Origin of the sequence: Enterococcus italicus (assembly GCF_023743875.1) — a bacterium.
GTDB lineage: Bacteria > Bacillota > Bacilli > Lactobacillales > Enterococcaceae > Enterococcus_G > Enterococcus_G italicus.
This window is the reverse complement of the sequence record NZ_JAMRVB010000001.1, coordinates 1,341,060-1,358,232: the sequence shown is the minus strand read 5'-3', so window position 1 is coordinate 1,358,232 and position 17,173 is coordinate 1,341,060. Positions and strand designations below refer to the sequence as shown.

General features: G+C 34.7%; 13 protein-coding genes and 1 pseudogene. 3 read left to right on the top strand and 11 right to left on the bottom strand.

Annotation, left to right across the window (positions count from 1 at the left end; translation table 11 throughout):
* Positions 1-8: 8 nt before the first annotated feature.
* The gene (locus NE257_RS06620; protein WP_251886054.1) at positions 9-1,172 is read right to left on the bottom strand and encodes a site-specific integrase; all 1,164 of its coding nucleotides are present in this window, start codon (positions 1,170-1,172) and stop codon (positions 9-11) included.
* A 100-nt stretch (positions 1,173-1,272) separates the two neighbouring features.
* The gene (locus tag NE257_RS06615) at positions 1,273-1,872 is read right to left on the bottom strand and encodes a helix-turn-helix domain-containing protein (RefSeq protein WP_251886053.1); all 600 of its coding nucleotides are present in this window, start codon (positions 1,870-1,872) and stop codon (positions 1,273-1,275) included.
* 263 nt (positions 1,873-2,135) lie between these two features.
* Here NE257_RS06615 and NE257_RS06610 point away from each other — a divergent pair, with 263 nt between their 5' ends.
* Positions 2,136-2,393 (top strand): DNA-binding protein, encoded by a 258-nt coding sequence (locus NE257_RS06610; RefSeq protein WP_251886052.1) that lies wholly within the window; start codon positions 2,136-2,138, stop codon positions 2,391-2,393.
* A gap of 123 nt (positions 2,394-2,516) precedes the next feature.
* Positions 2,517-2,681, top strand: a pseudogene (locus tag NE257_RS06605) (IS30 family transposase); the annotation flags it as partial.
* A 1,507-nt stretch (positions 2,682-4,188) separates the two neighbouring features.
* On the opposite strand, the gene NE257_RS06595 reads toward NE257_RS06605, so the two are convergent.
* The 9 genes from NE257_RS06595 to NE257_RS11755 form a co-directional block, all read right to left on the bottom strand.
* Positions 4,189-5,826 carry a glycoside hydrolase family 13 protein gene (locus NE257_RS06595; protein WP_251886050.1) on the bottom strand — a complete coding sequence of 546 codons (1,638 nt, stop codon included), beginning with the start codon at positions 5,824-5,826 and terminating at the stop codon, positions 4,189-4,191.
* Positions 5,816-6,529: a hypothetical protein gene (locus NE257_RS06590; RefSeq protein WP_144316837.1), complete on the bottom strand. Its 714-nt coding sequence runs from the start codon at positions 6,527-6,529 to the stop codon at positions 5,816-5,818. The genes NE257_RS06595 and NE257_RS06590 overlap by 11 nt, the downstream gene beginning before the upstream one ends.
* Positions 6,523-7,557: a LacI family DNA-binding transcriptional regulator gene (locus tag NE257_RS06585; RefSeq protein WP_161999456.1), complete on the bottom strand. Its 1,035-nt coding sequence runs from the start codon at positions 7,555-7,557 to the stop codon at positions 6,523-6,525. The genes NE257_RS06590 and NE257_RS06585 overlap by 7 nt, the downstream gene beginning before the upstream one ends.
* Before the next feature lie 17 nt (positions 7,558-7,574).
* Complete coding sequence (locus NE257_RS06580) at positions 7,575-9,848, bottom strand: glycosyl hydrolase family 65 domain-containing protein (RefSeq protein WP_251886049.1); 2,274 nt, start codon at positions 9,846-9,848, stop codon at positions 7,575-7,577.
* Positions 9,849-9,861: 13 nt separating this feature from the next.
* Positions 9,862-11,577, bottom strand: a complete 1,716-nt coding sequence (locus NE257_RS06575; protein ID WP_251886048.1) for a glycoside hydrolase family 36 protein — start codon at positions 11,575-11,577, stop codon at positions 9,862-9,864.
* Entirely contained in the window at positions 11,577-12,401 is an 825-nt protein-coding gene (locus tag NE257_RS06570) for a carbohydrate ABC transporter permease (RefSeq protein ID WP_144316833.1), read from the bottom strand. The genes NE257_RS06575 and NE257_RS06570 overlap by 1 nt, the downstream gene beginning before the upstream one ends.
* Position 12,402: 1 nt before the next feature.
* Positions 12,403-13,302 carry a carbohydrate ABC transporter permease gene (locus NE257_RS06565; RefSeq protein WP_229084974.1) on the bottom strand — a complete coding sequence of 300 codons (900 nt, stop codon included), beginning with the start codon at positions 13,300-13,302 and terminating at the stop codon, positions 12,403-12,405.
* 108 nt (positions 13,303-13,410) lie between these two features.
* Complete coding sequence (locus NE257_RS06560) at positions 13,411-14,673, bottom strand: ABC transporter substrate-binding protein (protein ID WP_251886047.1); 1,263 nt, start codon at positions 14,671-14,673, stop codon at positions 13,411-13,413.
* Between the two features lie 382 nt (positions 14,674-15,055).
* Positions 15,056-15,262 (bottom strand): DUF3955 domain-containing protein, encoded by a 207-nt coding sequence (locus tag NE257_RS11755; RefSeq protein ID WP_420871120.1) that lies wholly within the window; start codon positions 15,260-15,262, stop codon positions 15,056-15,058.
* A 219-nt stretch (positions 15,263-15,481) separates the two neighbouring features.
* Here NE257_RS11755 and NE257_RS06555 point away from each other — a divergent pair, with 219 nt between their 5' ends.
* The gene (locus NE257_RS06555; RefSeq protein ID WP_251886046.1) at positions 15,482-16,660 is read left to right on the top strand and encodes an IS256 family transposase; all 1,179 of its coding nucleotides are present in this window, start codon (positions 15,482-15,484) and stop codon (positions 16,658-16,660) included.
* The last annotated feature ends 513 nt before the right edge of the window (positions 16,661-17,173 follow it).

Genomic DNA, 17,173 nt, shown 5'->3' with positions numbered 1-17,173 from the left:
CTCGCTTATCATCCGTTCATGTAAGACTCAAATAATTCGACTGTTTCATTTTGCCGATTTTTTGATACTTTAATATAAATGTCCATGGTTGTTTTAGAAGAAGAATGTCCTAGCCTATCTTGTACATCTTTTACTTGAGCACCTGCTTCAAAGAGAAGGGTAGCATGAGTCTTTCTAAAGCCATGGACTTTGATTATCTTCATATCCGGGAACTTCCGTGCTACTTTATCCATGACATGGTTAGGGTAGCCTTTGTAAAGGAAGTCCCTTTTTTTATTCCCTTTGATAGTGCTGATTACAGGTATATCATCTATATTATCTATCCGAATCCCCCTAGAAAGGTTCTTTTTTGTTACAGAACGTTTCCATTTTTTTAGAATACGTGAGGTTCCGTTATCAATTGAAATTACTCTCTTTGATTTGACTGTTTTTGTAGGATTAATACATAGAGAGCCATCGGATAGTTCTACTAACGTTTTGTTGAAACGGATAGTTTGATTATCGAAATCTATGTCTCTCCATGTCAGCCCGAGTATTTCTCCTTTTCGTGCCCCTGTATAAGAAGCTATTCTAAAGAATACTGAAGCACGTTCATCTTTTAACTTATGCAAACATTCAAAAAACAGATGTAGCTCCTCTTTTGAATAGACTTCCTCTTTGATTTCAGTAGAATTACTAATTGATTTAGGTGTAATTGTCCTCTCCATGGGATTGTTATCAATAACACCCAAAAGTACGTCATAGTTGAAAATTTGTGATGCGTAACTTCTAATTTTTTGAAAAGATTGATATTTTGTAGCCCAATCTGTTAGTATTTTTTGACATATAGAAGGAGTGATAGAGTCCAGTTTCATTTTTCCAAATGAAGGGAGTATTTGGTTAGTAAAGTAATTTCTTACCCGTTGCTCAGTCGTATTTCGGATGTTAAGGGTATGCTGACTCATCCACAGATTATATAGTTCGCTGTATGTCCGCACGGAGTTATTATTTACTCCTTTGGATTCGATTTCTAATTGTAATCTAGCTAAATCTAAGCAAGCTTCCTTTTTTGTTTTAAAACCTCTACGTGTTGTCCGTCTTTCTTTTCCAGTTATGGGATCTTTGCCCATGTAAAGCTTGTAGAACCACGCTGTTGTACCATCACTTTTCTTATATTGTTTCAGTATTGCCATTGATAAAACCTCCTTACAGAAGCCGTACAAGCCCGCTGAGAGCTCATAGGCTAATTTCCATCGCATTCCCCCCTTCTTTTAAACAAATTACCAGATGTACTCATTTTTGTATTTTATTACTTAGATATTTTATTAACAATTTCAATTCATCAATCGTTAGTTCGTTTTTTTCAATATCAATTAATAAATTCTCTACTTTCGGCGGAAGAGTTTTGACAAATAGATTTATTTTTAAGCTGTTCTCCGTATGCATCAAAAATAAATCTATAATATTAGCTATATCAAAATAATCAAAATGTAAACGTTTGGTATCCTCGATTACGTTTTTTATAATTAAACTCTTTTTGTCCTCGGACACAGATTCATAGAAACTGAATAGCTCATATTGTTGAGAATGTTTCAATTTATTTTTCACCTTGGAATACAGAAAGGACTCGGTTGTAAACAATGAAACGAGGTATTTCTCAAAATTTCCGTAGACAATATCTTCAACTGTTGTTTTACCTAGTATAGCAATCAGCTCAAGACTACCTTTATTAGGTAGCCTTTTTCCTTTTTCCCAATTAAAAACGGCGGCTTTTGTTGTGCCATTAATTAGCTGTCCGAATTGTTCCATTGTACAGTTAAAACTTTCACGAATAGTTTTAATTCTTTTCCCAACTACTGTAGGATCATAAAAATTGTATTTTTTATAATTCATTATTATCACCTGTTTTAATAATACTATTTTGTGTTTACTTAGTAAACACTTTTTATTGACTTATTCTTGTAAATGTTTTTTAATAGTGTTGTAAAAAAGAGTTTTCACGGGTTAGGGAATTTTTTTTTAGGGTTATTGACTTTTGTCAATAACCCTTTTTAAAGGCTTTTTATTAGTGTTATTCAACCTTTTTTATGTTGATATTCTATTCATTTACATATATGATTCGGTGTATAAATTTTGTTTTTTAGGAGGCTTTAAAATTGAAAATAGAGGTAAACACTGAAAGGGTATTTGAGGAATTCAAGTCAGAGTTGAGAAGTGAAATAAAGTTGATAACTGAAATAAATAGGTTTGGAGATTATCTCACTACATCGCAGACAAAAGAATATTTAGAAGATATTTCCACAAACACGTTGGCTAAATTACGTAAACAAGGATTAAAACGAGTTACTATTGATGGTCTGTGTCTATACAAGAAAGCAGACATTGTTGAGTTCTTAGATGAGCATAAGTATTGATTCACTTAACTTAAATAAAATTAATTATTTCGCCGATTGTAAAATTAAGCTAGACAAATAAAAAAGTCATTTGTGCTACACTCAAGATAGTTCCCGCAAAAGAATTATAAGGAGTGAAGAAAAATGGCCTATACCCATCTTACATCAAATGAACTTGCAATGATAGAGGCGTATTATAATAATCATCAATCTGTAGCCAAAACCGCAGTACTATTGAATATATTTAGACAAACGATTCATAAAGTTTACCAATTTTTCAAAACAGGGCACAATGCTCTAGATTATTTCGCCCCTTTTTTATCTTCTAATTTTCTTAAATTTATTTCTCGAGCACGGAATATTTTTTTGTTAAATTGAACATTAAAAATAATTCTTCATTTTTTTTTCTGTTTAAATGTTTCCTTTTTATACAGTTAAACGTTGTTAATAACGACTGGGATAAAAATCCTAGTTTGATCATTGATAACTAAATACAATTTTTGAACAACGTTCCCTGCTATTCGAGCTAGAAACTCAAGTACGCCATGACCTAATTAGCGATAAATACTTAGTGATTCTTTTTGTTTTGGGACAACAAAACGCCATGACGATAGCAGTATATAATGATACCTCCGTAAGGCTCGCCATAAACTGGCGGGAGGTGAAATTCCTATGCGCTTACCCAATGCAATTCAAAAATTTTAAATCATTATTTTAGGAGATGATTTTATAAAGTCGAAAGTCTACTTGAATAAAAAACAAACCTGTGAATTTCTAGGAGTTGATAATAATACTTTAGATAAATGGATTCGTATATACAATTTTCCAGTAATAAAAATTGATGGTGTAGTCCGTTTTGACATAGAAGATATCACAGATTTCATGAATACATTTAAAACAATTTGAAATTTTCTTCTTGCTGCATATACTAAAATTAGCGAAATATACTGCCTTACTTTTTTTAAGGAGTGAGGAATTTGCCTACAAAGCTTTCGAATGGAAAATATAAAACTAACGGTTCTATAATATTTCGTGTTGGTGGAAAATCGAAGCCGATTTTCTGCCAACACTTTTTTCTTTTATTCCAAATCAAAAAGAGACTCACATTTGGTAAAATTTAGTCGACTAAAACAATACCCTACCAAAGGAGTCTCTCAATGGACAATCATACTAGAAAATTACTTACAACTAGAAAGAAAAACCATGAGGTAGCTACCTAAATGGCTGGCTACTTCACGGTTTTGAAGGAATTTTTTTGCTTTTTTACCTGATTTCCTTTCAAAATTTAAACGAGCTTAGGTATCTTGTATCCAGCATTCACTATAATTTGTTTAACTAGAGAAGACACTATTTATTACAATAAAACATCTGCATATTCTAATTTTCCTAAAATTCTTTTTTTACAAAATGATATATGAAAAAGTTAGTCTAGTTTTTACGTACTATACGCCAACCCCACTTTATTAATTCTCTTTTGGTGAAAACAGAAGAACTGAAATAATTGTTCATTTATGGATTAACAACTAGCCAACCTTTTTCATTACACATTTTAAAACAGCGTTGGGACAAGTGTCAACCGCATAGTCAGCATTTTCCACATTGCCGTTGTCAGGAATAATTCACAGTCTACGGCCTACCTCAAAAACTTCAGGATTTCCTCATGCATAGTTCCCGGTGTGCACACAAATATTTTTGTTTTTGTTATAAGTAGATACTGAGACTCTCACCATGATACTAGCGATATCCATTAGCTAGTAATTATCTGTGGCAGAAATATTAATGTACCTGTAGTTTTAAATTGTCCAGTAGACACTATTTATTTGGCAAGAATTGCAAAAGCACCATAGGGCGGCAAACTCACTAAGTCTTCACTTAAATCAATAGGAGCGTTCGCAATCAACACTTCGTCTGCAAGGTCAAACTTACTTAAATCGAATTGATCCATATTATTGGAAATATTTGCCACTACCAACAACGTCTTCCCTTCATACGTTCGTGTATAAGCGAAGATGTTTTTATGGCTTTCCAATAATTGATAATCACCATAAACAACTAACGGATTATTCTTTCGATAATTAATCAGAAAACGATACACATTCAAGATAGAGTTTGGATCATTTAGTTGTGCGTGAACATTAATTTTCTTGTAATTTTGGTTGACTGGTAACCACGGCTTACCCGTGGTGAATCCAGCATTTTCACTATCATCCCACTGCATTGGCGTACGGGCGTTATCTCGCCCTTTAATATTAATCGCATGTAATAGAGTCTGCTCATCGTAGCCCTTTTTTAATCGATCAAAATACATATTACGTGCCTCAATATCATCGACTTGATCGATACTATCTACAGTGATATTAGTCATTCCTATTTCCTCACCTTGATAGACGTAAGGTGTTCCTTTTAGAAAATGCAAAAGAATTGCAAAAAGTTTAGCACTTTCTAGCCAATATTTATTATCATTTCCCCATCTAGAAACAATCCGAGGTAAATCATGATTATTCCAAAAAAGACTATTCCATCCTTGATTACCGAGGGCTATCTGCCATTTAGAAATAACCTCTTTCAAGTCTGCGATTTTTAAAGGTGCTAGATCCCATTTCTCTGAACTGTCTTTTTTATTCTTTTGGTCTAGCATCATATGTTCAAATTGAAAAATCATCGATAGTTCGTGTCGTTGTGGATCAGAAAATAATTTCCCAATTTCTGGTGTCGCGCCCCAAGTTTCCCCTACAGTTAAAATATTTGAATTCTTACCAAAGGTTGCTTGATTCATTTCTTGTAAGTATTCATGTAAATGTGGTCCATTCGCTGTAATTTTCTTGTCTGGATCTTTACCTACTAAATCAATCACATCCAAGCGAAAACCACCAATTCCCTTATCTAGCCAAAAATTCATCATATCATATATTTCATGGCGCATCTGGGTTGATTTCCAGTTGAGATCTGGTTGTTCTTCCGTAAATAAGTGAAGAAAATACTGTTCGCTTTCTTCATCAAACTTCCAGGCAGACCCACTAAATACCGAGGTCAAATCATTTGGGACTTGACCCTTGTATCCATCTCGCCATATATAATAGTCTCGGTAAGGATTTTCTTTACTCTTCCTGGCTTCAATAAACCACGGATGTTGATCCGAGGTATGATTTACAACTAAATCCATAATTAAACGAATCTCTCTCTTGCTGACTTCTGCAATCAACTTCTCCATATCAGCCATCGAGCCAAAATCTACTAAGATTTTTTTATAATCACTAATATCATAGCCATTGTCTTTATTGGGAGATTGATAAACAGGACATAGCCAAATTGCTTTAATTCCTAAATAGGTTAAATAATCTAATTTTTCAATAATCCCGGGAATATCCCCCATCCCATTACCAGTGGTATCTTTAAAACTACGGGGATAAATTTGATAAATGACTCCATCTTTCCACCAAACTTCATTTTTCATTAGATAAACTCTCCTGTTCTCCTACGTTCAATTGACGACTATAGAGAAAACTAATCATCACAGATACTGCGACAAAAATAAATAACGCCATCGCATCCTTTATCCCAGCTACTCTTAAACAAAGATAAACAAGAGCTGGTAAGGTCAGTAAGGATACAGTCATGGTTAACGCCTGACCGTTGGTTAGTTGTCTTTGAGTTACACTCTTTTTCAATAGTTGACTAAGTATCACTTCTGTCAATAATGACACAATAATAAAAGGTAAGGTCTTTAAATATAGGGTCAAAAAAGTAATATTCATTAAATCATTGTGACCGGCCTTCACTAATTGACCTAAGTCAGCTGCCGGCTCAGTATTATCTGAAAGATTTCGTAATAACTCATAATTAATAGAACCAACATTTTTTATGTTTAAACCCGTCTTTTCAATTGTAATGCCTGTCTCTTGTGACAAATTATCCAGACTATTCTTATCTGATAAAGGTGTAAGCACTTGGTTATCAGATATTTTGATTTTTGCACTCATTATTTCTCGACCGAACGCACCTAAGTTGACTTGACTGGCTTGAAAACCAATCAAAATTAAACTTAAGCCTAGCACTAAAATAAGTAAATAGGAAAGTGGCTTACTCTGGTTTTTTCCCTGATAACGGGAAATCTCGTTAAACTTAAACTGTAAGCCATTTGTAAAAAGCTCTAACATTTTTGCAACTCCCTTGTTGAATCACGAATGATTAAATCTACATCGATATCCCGATAACTTTGACTATCTACATCCTTGTTACCATTTTTTAACTCGATCAACAAGTTGATTGCTTGCGCACCCAATTCACCTGGATGCTGTGTAACAGTAGATAAAGAAGGCGTTACATACTGGGAAATATCCATCCCATCATAGCCGAGCACACTGAAATCTTCAGGCACTTTATAGCCCAAGTTCATTAATGTTTGTAGCACACCTATTCCCATCAAGTCACTTGCACAAAAAATCGCCATTTCTTTCGGTTTCAGTAACTCTGAGTTTACTTTCAAGACTTCTTGCGCACCTGAAAGTAAATAATGCCCGTTAAGCATATTGAACGAATCCAAATATGAGTGATACTTATTTTCAGCCTTCTCCACAGCCGCTAACCATTGTGAAGTAACCCAAGATTCTAAGGAACCATGTACAAAAAGCAAGTTGCGATAGCCACAATTCTCTAAAAGATACTTGAAACCAATATCCGCTGCTTTTTCAATATCTGAAACCACATAACCTGAGGTTTGGTTTGAAAGCCCAATATCAATAAAAACAGTAGGTATGCTTGATTCAAGTGCTTGCTTACAAAGTGGATCATCTGCATCGAAACCTTGTAAAATAGCTCCTGTCAAATTCCGCTCTGCAATAAACTGTTTAAATGATTTGTTTTTATGAATTTCTTCATTGTAGTAAATCATTACAATATCATAGCCAAGTACATTGGCTTGCTCCAGAGATTTCATAAAGAGTAAGAAAGTAAAATTATCTATTGGTGAACTGCCAACAGCATTTGAGCTAATGAAACCAAAGGTTTTCGAATCACGACTAACCAAACCTTGAGCTAAGATGTTAGGGGCATATCCCTCTCGATCTGCAATCGTTCGAATAGCTGCTTTTGTTTCTTGATTAACGTCATCATGATTATTTAATGCTCTTGAAACAGTGGTTACTGAATAACCTGATAATTTAGCAATATCTCGAATCGTAACCATTGGCTTCACCTCATTCTTTACTTGTATTCAACTAATATTGTGTTTTCCAAATGATATTTTTCACCAAATATATAAATATCTAGTGGCGCACCGCCATGTAGATCAACTCGAAAACGTTCATGGGAAATATCTACGGTCACCTTTCTCCTCAGAAAGATGATATTGTAGGATAATCCGTCCCATGCTTTTGGCAACCTAGGAGTTAGATGTAATTCTCCCTTTTCATTAGTAAATCCGCCAAAACCTTTGACTACATTTTGCCAAATCCCACCCATGGAAGCCGAATGAATACCCATGTCAGAGGATTTCATGTTATAACTACCAAGATCAATCTCAAAAGATTTTTCAAACAGCTCATAAGCCAATGTCTCTTCACCAATCATCAACGCGTAATTACAGTGCATGCAAAGTGAAAGGGAAGAATCATGTAAAGTCTTAGGATAATAGTAATCCCAATTGGCACGAAGTGCAGCTTTCGTATAATTCTCTGAAAAAAGTAACAACAGTAAGAGTACATCCGCCTGCTTGGAAACCTGCAATTCATTGACCTGTTCCAAATTATAGTCAAGAAATATTGTATTGACCTCAGCATCATTCAAATACTTAGATAAATCAACGATTGTCTTTTGCATATAGGTATCATCTTGTGGAAGAACATTATTTTCATTTAGTTGTGGTAAGTATATTTTATCAGAAACTGTTTGAATGGTCTGAATATCTTTTTTGTAAAATGTCTTTTTTTGATTATCATTTTGCTTCGCGTATTCAGACAAGGCTCGTTCCAAGGTAAATTTTGCTAAATAATTTGTATAGGCATTATTGTTCACATGTTCCTTATACTCATCAGGACCAATGACATCATGGATCTCATAACGATTGTTTTCTTCACTAAAAATCACTCGTGAACACCAGAACTTCGCCGCTTCCATGACCACTTCAAAATAGTCTACTGTTACCGATTGATCTTGTGTGGCACTTAGAAAATCACTCATGCCATAAACTACATCACCAGTTACATGATGTTCAATCTCACCTGTCAAAATTGGCGTAGGTTTACCTGTGATGATATCAATATCGCCAAGTTTTGGTGTCACTTCACCATCCGTTAACCAAGCGGATTCCCAAGGATATTGCGCGCCTTCATAACCATTCAATTGTGCATTTTTCTTAGCAGCAGCTAACCCTTTGATCCGATAATTCACTAAATTTTTAGCCTGATCTGGAAAAGTATAGGTAAAGTAAGGCAATATGAAAATTTCCGTATCCCAAAACGTATGTCCTTTATATCCTTCTCCACTCATTCCTTTTGCACCGATATTCAAACGGTTATCATGAGTTGGCGACATCACATGCATATGGTACCGAGCAAAATTTAAAAGTAACTGGTCATGGAAATCTTGCGCTTTTATTTTTACTTCAGCAATTCGCCAGACGTCTTCCCAAGCCTTGGCCGATGCTGTTAATTGGTCTTCATAACTACGTTCGATTTCAACTTTGAGTTTCTCAATCAATTCAGCCTTCAGGTACTCACTACTGTCCGCTTCCAGATCTCGTTGGGTGCAAACCAATACATATTTAGTAACCGATAAGCTTTCTTCGTCGGATAAAATTATTGATTTTACCTCGTGTAGTTTTCGTCGCCCCATCACTGGCCGACTACTCTCCACGCGAGACATTTTTAAATAACTGGCCAACCCTACTTCTACCTTGGTTTCTGTTGTATTTGTGTGCAAATACAGATACTTATTTTCAAAGAATCGTTTATCACCTTCTTCAAAATGTTGACTCCCAGAATTGGATTTTGTTCCATCAATTCCCGTTTTAAGATCAATCTTCACAGCTTTTCCAAGGTTCTTGATTTCTAAATCAATCAAGAGTAAATGCTTATTATGCATAGAGATAAATTTACGGAAAGTAAATGCCAATTTTTTTCCCGACTCATCTCCCCATGTAAAGGAACGAATAGATTCACCATTCTGATAATTGAAAACTCTTTGATAATTTTCGTGATATCCTTTTACTAGAGAAAAACGTTCACCATCTAAAAATATTTCAAAGTTCGTGACGTCCGGAAAATTCGCCAATTCTGTAACTTCTTCTTTGGAAAATTTATTAAAGACTCCCGCAACAAACATATCCCTCGTTTCACCAGGATACTCTTCTTCGTGAACATTTCTTAAACCCAAATATCCATTTCCCTGCGCCATGATAGCCTCATATTTACCTAAATGATTGGAATCGAAATAACGTTCCGAAATTTTCCATTCATCTATATATTCTATCGATTTCATTTGATTGCCTCCATTAAATCTCAGTCAGAACAAGCAAGCCACATGCTGGCACCGCAATTTTTTGAATTGCTGTTAATTTTAATTGGCCCTGATCCACTTTTTGCCCTTTTAAGTTAAAAATCTCAAAAGCAACCTCTTCCAAAAAATCATCTGTTGCAATAATCAGGTAATTACTTAAGGAGGCATTTATAATATCCACTTGTTTTGCCATGAATGATTTATCGAGATGAATCACTTGATCCGTTTGATAACTTGTCAGAATCCATTTATCATTGGAACCGGCACCAAGGAAGTTATAACCCAAGTGTGGATTCAATGCCACAAAATCTTGATGTAGTAATACCTTCTGATTTCTCATCTGATAATCTAGCCAAAATGTAATTATCTCTGCTTGTTCAGAATTCAGTTTCACCAAGTCCACAGATAATTGCACAACACCATACAAACAATTCAGAAATTGTAAGGTGACTGATGTTAAATTGTCTTCTAAATGAAAGAGGAGCATATCTCCGTGGGGTGCCACACTTGGTGCCAATAATCGAATATTTGTCAGACCCACTCGATTTTTGTTGAAATCATTAGGGCAGTCTTTCACCCTCATAATATTGCAATATTGAACCATATTGGGACCATAATAATCCTCTCTAAACTCGACTAAAAACTCTGGATTATCAGACAAACATATTGTCATGATTTCAGCTAATAAGGTATTAATACTTTCCTCAAGATTAGTAATATCCATATCTACAGTTTTTTTTGTATCTATTTCTTTAAAAGAGTCCACAAAGTCTATTTTTAACCCATCAAGATCCAGTTCTTTTACAAGCGTTACTATTTTGTTAACTAAATACGCTCGTACATCAGGATAACGAGGATCGAGTACACCTGCTTTTTGATACGTATCAAAATACAAAAACTTATCTTTAAAACGTGAAAAGGCTTGTGTCTTCTCCCCAATGTAAGGCAACGTCACCCATACCATATATTTAATTCCTTGAGATTTAATTTTACCCACATGATCAATCATAGTTGGAAACTTGTTTTGGGCAATCTCCCAATCTCCGGCAAAGGCATAACGACGACTACTATCTTCTGTCTGCCACCCATCATCCAAAATCAAGGTTTCTAAGTGATACTTTTTAAAATCCTGAGCTTGCTCCTCAATATTTGCCTGCGTGAGAGCTTGATGATAACTATACCAGGTAGAATAAACTGGTTTATATGCGGCTTCGTTATATGGTAAGAGCTGATACTCTTTTTGGTCATAAATCCAAGTTCTATTTTTCACCACACTTTGATAAAAAGGTTGTTTCCTGCCATCGAGTTGAACCATCAACTTCTCAGAACTTAATCCTTCAGGAAAAGAAAAGCTAGCAATCATTGAAGCAGATTCCTCATGAACGCCAATAGAAACTTCAACTTTTCGTAATGTTTCATTCAAGGAAATCGTTAACCGATTCTCTCCCAGTTCATTAAAAAACACAAAAATTGGCATAGAATAATTCGTAGAAACCACCATTGGTCCAGTCCATAAATTTGGCAAACTATCTATACCATTATTTGCCGGATACCAATACCTTGAAATTTCTTTCAAAGGAAAAACCAGTGAAAATTCCATTGAATCACTGTTTTTAGGAAAAGGTACTTCACTGTGAATTACATCATCTATTGCCTGTGGCAACTCAAAATTTTCAGGTGTTAAAATCCTTAAATCGGCTAGTATACTCATTATTTGTCTCCCCCGATTTTCATACCTTTCATAAAGTATTTATTAAGTAAGATATACATAACTACGATTGGTAAGATTGTAACTACAGCCGCCGCCATAATATAATTCCATTGCGTGGCGTGCTGTGATTGGAAAGATTGTAATCCTAGAGTTAGGGTATACTTCTCTTGTGAAGTAATGTAAAGCAATGGCTTCATAAAATCATTCCAAAATGCCAAGAATACAAAGATAGCCTGTGTACCAATTGAAGCACGCGCCATAGGCATAACAATTCTAAAGAAAATACCTAAACGATTTAAACCGTCGAGCTCAGCAGCTTCTTCAATTTCTTTTGGAAAAGAAATAAAAAACTGGCGCATCATAAAGATATAAGAAAAATTGATTGCTGAAGGAATAATCAATGCTGAATATGAATCTAATAGCCCCAATTGCTTCATAATCAAATAGTTCGGAATCAAAAGGATTTGAGCAGGCACCATAATACACACCAAGACAATCAAAAATAGTGTTTTTCGTCCTGGAAAATGCAGCCGAGCCAATGCATAACCGCACATACTATTGAAAATTACATTCAAAAACGTGCCTAAAGTTGCAATCGTAATCGAGTTTACCACCCATTTTGGAAATAGCGGATCTTGTGTAAAAATATAATTGAAATTATCTAAGGTCGGTTTCGATGGTAAGAGACTTAACCCACTACCAACAATCTCACTGTAGGGTTTAATTGATGCAAACAAAGCCCATAAAAATGGATAAACTGTAATCACTGCATAAACGATCAAAATTGCATACAATATCACTCTTGAAGGTTTGATTTTTTTCATCTTATAAGCCTCCTTCGCCAGTAATATCTTCATTGCTGAATTTTCTCAAAATCATTGTAATCACAAAGATAAAGATTGTTAGTACTACGGCAATCGCAGAAGCGTAACCCATGGTGCCGAATGTCTTGAACGCGTATTGATAAATAATCAATGACAATGTCAACGTGGCATTATTAGGGCCTCCTGACCCTCCAGAAACAATATATGTTTGGTCAAATAATTGGAAAGTAGAGGCTAATCCAACCATTAAAATATAATTCGTCACTGGTACTAATTGTGGCACAGTGATTCGAGTTAATCGTTGGATTGCATTTGCACCATCAATTTCAGCAGCTTCATACATAGCTCGCGGAATATCTTGCAGTCCAGCCAAATAAATTGTCATAAACATTGGCACGGTTGACCAAACATTCATAATGATAATGGCGTATAGTACCGTGGATCCATCATTCAAAAAACCAATCGGCGCATCCAAGATTCCTGTACCAACCAACAACTTGTTCACTGGACCATTTACACTAAATAAGAACATAAAAATCATCGTTAAAGCAGAACTTGATGTTAACGTTGGCAAAAATAATAGAGTTCTAAAGCCTGTTTGAAATTTAATTCCTGAATTTAAAATATACGCTAATAAAAGTGCTAATAAGGTTTGAATAGGAACCACTATTACTACATATTTTAACGTATTTTTCAAAGCGATAATGACCCGTGGGTCATTGATAGCATCAATATAGTTTTTCAAACCCGTAAAATTATAGGAAACTTCCCCCACTAAATTAACTTTATTAAAAGATAAATAAAACGAGTATAAGATTGGTAATAAAGTAAAAATCAGCAAAATGATTACCGCCGGCATCGAAAATATCCAGCCTTGGATTTTCTCACTATGACGCTTCATTATAAGTACCTCCTTTTGAATGATAAGGGGGAAGTGCATGTAACCATTTCTGGTAACCAGTATCTACCAGAGGCTACAATCACATCCCCTCAAAAAGTTAATTGTTAATCATTGATTATCGATATCCTTATTTGCTGATTCCGTTGCTTCTTTCATAGCTTGTTCCAATGTCATATCCCCTTTAAGCGCAGATGGGAACATATTTTCATAACGTTGCATAATTAAAGTCAAGTTAGGTCCATCTTGCCAAGGAGTCGCATAATTTGCTGCTTCAGCAAATGGTTTCATGATTGCATCTTCGTGAATCTTTAACTCATCCGCGACAGATTGACGCGAAGGTAACACTGAGGCCTCTTCAGCATAGTCCTTCATTGCATTATGTGTCATATAATTGATTAATTTCCAAGATTCATCTTTATGTTTTGTTGCTGCATTCATTGAATAACTTACTGTAAATACCATGTTGCGTTTCTCATCATGAATTTCAGGAATCTCTTTTACACCCCATTTAAGATCAGGAAAATTAGTTTTCAAGTGAGAAACCATCCAAGCTCCCTCGTCGCTAATTACAGCTCCACCACGGCCAAAAGTATCACCAGCCCAACCATCGCCTAAGTCAGCAGGCGTTTTAATTAGCCCCTTTTTGTAAAGATCAACTAATGGCTCCAATGCTTCCACAACTTTTGGATCATCTAAGTTAGCCTTACCATCTTTCACGATTTTACCACCAGTTGATTGCATGATATACATTTGACGTGCTAGTAATGGTGAGAACACCATTGGTTGCACATCAGGTAATTTTTCTTTCAGTGTTGCTAAAAATGCCTCCATGTCTTCATATTTTTTAGGTAAATCATTCACCGACATGCCAGCTTTCTTTAAAAGAACTTCATTATAGTAAAATCCTAAAGTAGAGTAATCTTTTGGCACACCATATTGTTTACCGTCTTCACCAGTAAAAGCTTTATAGATAGGTTCATAAAAATCATCTTTATTAAAATCTTTTTCTTTTGCAATATAATCATCTAGAGGTGCTAATACTTTTTGCTCATTCAAGCTAGGAATATTAGATACGTCCACATAAAATACATCAGGTGCGGTTCCACCAACAAGATCGGTCATTAATTGTGTTTCATAGTCATTGTAAACTTTTTCTTTTACCTTGATACCGGTTTCCTTCGTAAAATTAGCAAAAGCTTTTTTACGTGCAGAATCTTCAGATGTTGAATCGCCCTTCCAAAAACCAACCGTCAATGTCACATCTTTTTTATCACCACTACTTGAATTATCATTTGAACCACAGGCGGCTAAACTAATAAGTGTTCCTAAAGATAATGCGACAACTCCAAGTTTCTTAAGGCTGCTTTTCATTGTACTTCCCCTCCAAATTTCATTTTATTGAAAGCGCTTGCTTCAAGGTGAAGTATAATCCAAAACGTTTCGGATGTCAACAGACATCATCATTTAAAAACAAACTCATTTGAATATAAAGAAAACGATAGTCATATAAAACTAGCGTTATGTTCTTTCTTTTTAATTTAAAGACTTTAGTTAGTTTTTCAGCAGAGCATACGAAGTAAGAAAATCACACGTTTCTACGCATAGACGAAATAGCTTTAGTGATAAGGACTTCCTTTGACATATTAATGAATAACTACTAGCTGCTCATCATACCGAAAGGAGCGTTTTCATGTAAAATGACGATAAAAAATCCACCCGTTTTCACGGGTGGATAAGTTATTGGAATATTTTACTACTTACTACGAGGGGACGTTAGTTTAATTTTTCCTATCCAAATTAAGGAAGATATTAAAGAAAGTAGAATGACTGGCATTAGCTTGAGTCCGGGCTCATGAACGATTCCATTGGAATCTACATAAATCATTTGTAATGCGATTAAAGGGGTAACAATTAATCCCAGAATAAGTAGCAATAAGGGAAATTTGTACTTCTTTAGCATAATGAATCACCTCAATAATTAATCTAATCATGATTATGATAACATAAATTAGATTGAATCCGTTATTTATCTTATTGATTTAATTTTTTTTATATTTTTGCTAAAAATAATTGAGAGTGTAAAATATTTTGTGTAAATGAATAAAATCATACAAAAAAGGAAGTCCCTTCTGTAGAATAAAGTTAACGACAACCAATTCACAGAAAAGAGGACTTCCCTATGAATGATTTTACTACAGAAATTGTACAAACTCTAGTCACTAAAGGCGATTTAAATGAATTATTCCGGTCACACTTAGAAAGAGCGACAAACACTCTCCTACGGACAGAATTAACGGCTTTCTTGGATTATGAAAAATATGACCGCACTGGTTTTAATTCCGGTAATTCGAGGAACGGTTCTTATTTTCGATCAATCAAAACCGAATATGGTGAACTAACATTGGAGATACCTAGAGATCGAAATGGTGAGTTTAAACAACAAACTTTACCAGCCTACAAAAGAACAAACGACACATTGGAAACAACCATTATCCATTTGTTCAAAAAAGGCGTTACGATGTCTGAAATCGCTGATTTAATCGAAAAAATGTATGGACATCATTATACTCCACAAACCATGTCAAACATGACTAAAGTGTTGACTGAAGAAGTAAACGCATTTAAAGCCAGAGCCTTAAATGATAAGCATGTCTCTATTTTTATGGACGCTACTTATATTCCACTAAAACGTCAAACCGTGTCAAAAGAAGCCATTTACATTGCCATTGGAATACGAGAAGATGGTACTAAAGAAGTACTAGGTTATGTGATTGCCCCGACTGAGTCAACACACGTTTGGAATGAGCTACTACAAAATATTAGCTCCAGAGGCGTTCAAGATGTCTTGCTCTTTATTACGGATGGCTTAAAAGCTATGAAAGATACCATTCATAAAATTTATCCGAAAGCAAAATACCAACACTGTTGTATCCAGGTATCTCGTAATATTGCTCATAAAGTACGTGTCAAAGACCGAAAAGAAATCTGTGATGACTTTAAGACTGTTTATCAAGCCAATTCAAAGGAAGAAGCGAGTACCTTCTTGTCCTGTATGGTTGAGAAGTGGCAGAAAACTTATCCTAAAGTGACGCAGTCGCTCATAGAAAACCAAGATTTATTGACTTTCTATGAGTTTCCGCCTAGTATTCGCAGAACCATTTACTCAACCAATCTGTTCGAGTCATTCAATAAGCAAATCAAGAAATACAGCCGCAGAAAAGAGCAGTTTCAAAATGAAGAATCATTAGAACGTTTCCTAGTATCCATCTTTGATACATACAATCAAAAATTTCTAAACAGAAGCCATAAAGGTTTCCAGCAAGTAACCGATACATTAGCTTCAATGTTTAATAAGTGACAGATTATTTTGCAGAAGGACGATTTATTTACACAAAAATATTGACGCTCTCTTATGAATTTAGCCATCAAATAATGTATATAGATAGTAAGCACTACACAAAATTAAAATTAGTTTAACCTTATTAGTTTAAGGTTGGTTGGCATACAAGTAATCTTCATTTTTTAAATTATTCAAAACAAATTAGACGTCCCGAGTATGATTATGCCAGTAAGAAACGGTAATCATGTAAATGAAGTTAAAGGAATTATTATAAATACTGATATAAAAATTTTTATAAGAAATTAGTCTTTATCAGACCTGCTATCTAATTTAACGAAAGTTAGTAATGCGGTATCAGAGTAAGTTAGTAAAGACAACCCGCTTAGGTTACTTGAAAATGAAAAAAATTATTATGTGATACTTAATAATGCGCAGGTAATTGATTATAACGAATTATTTAAGAAAGCTATTAAATAATGATTCCTCCATCTTTTTCATTTATTTACCCCACCCCGTTGTTATATGACCGTG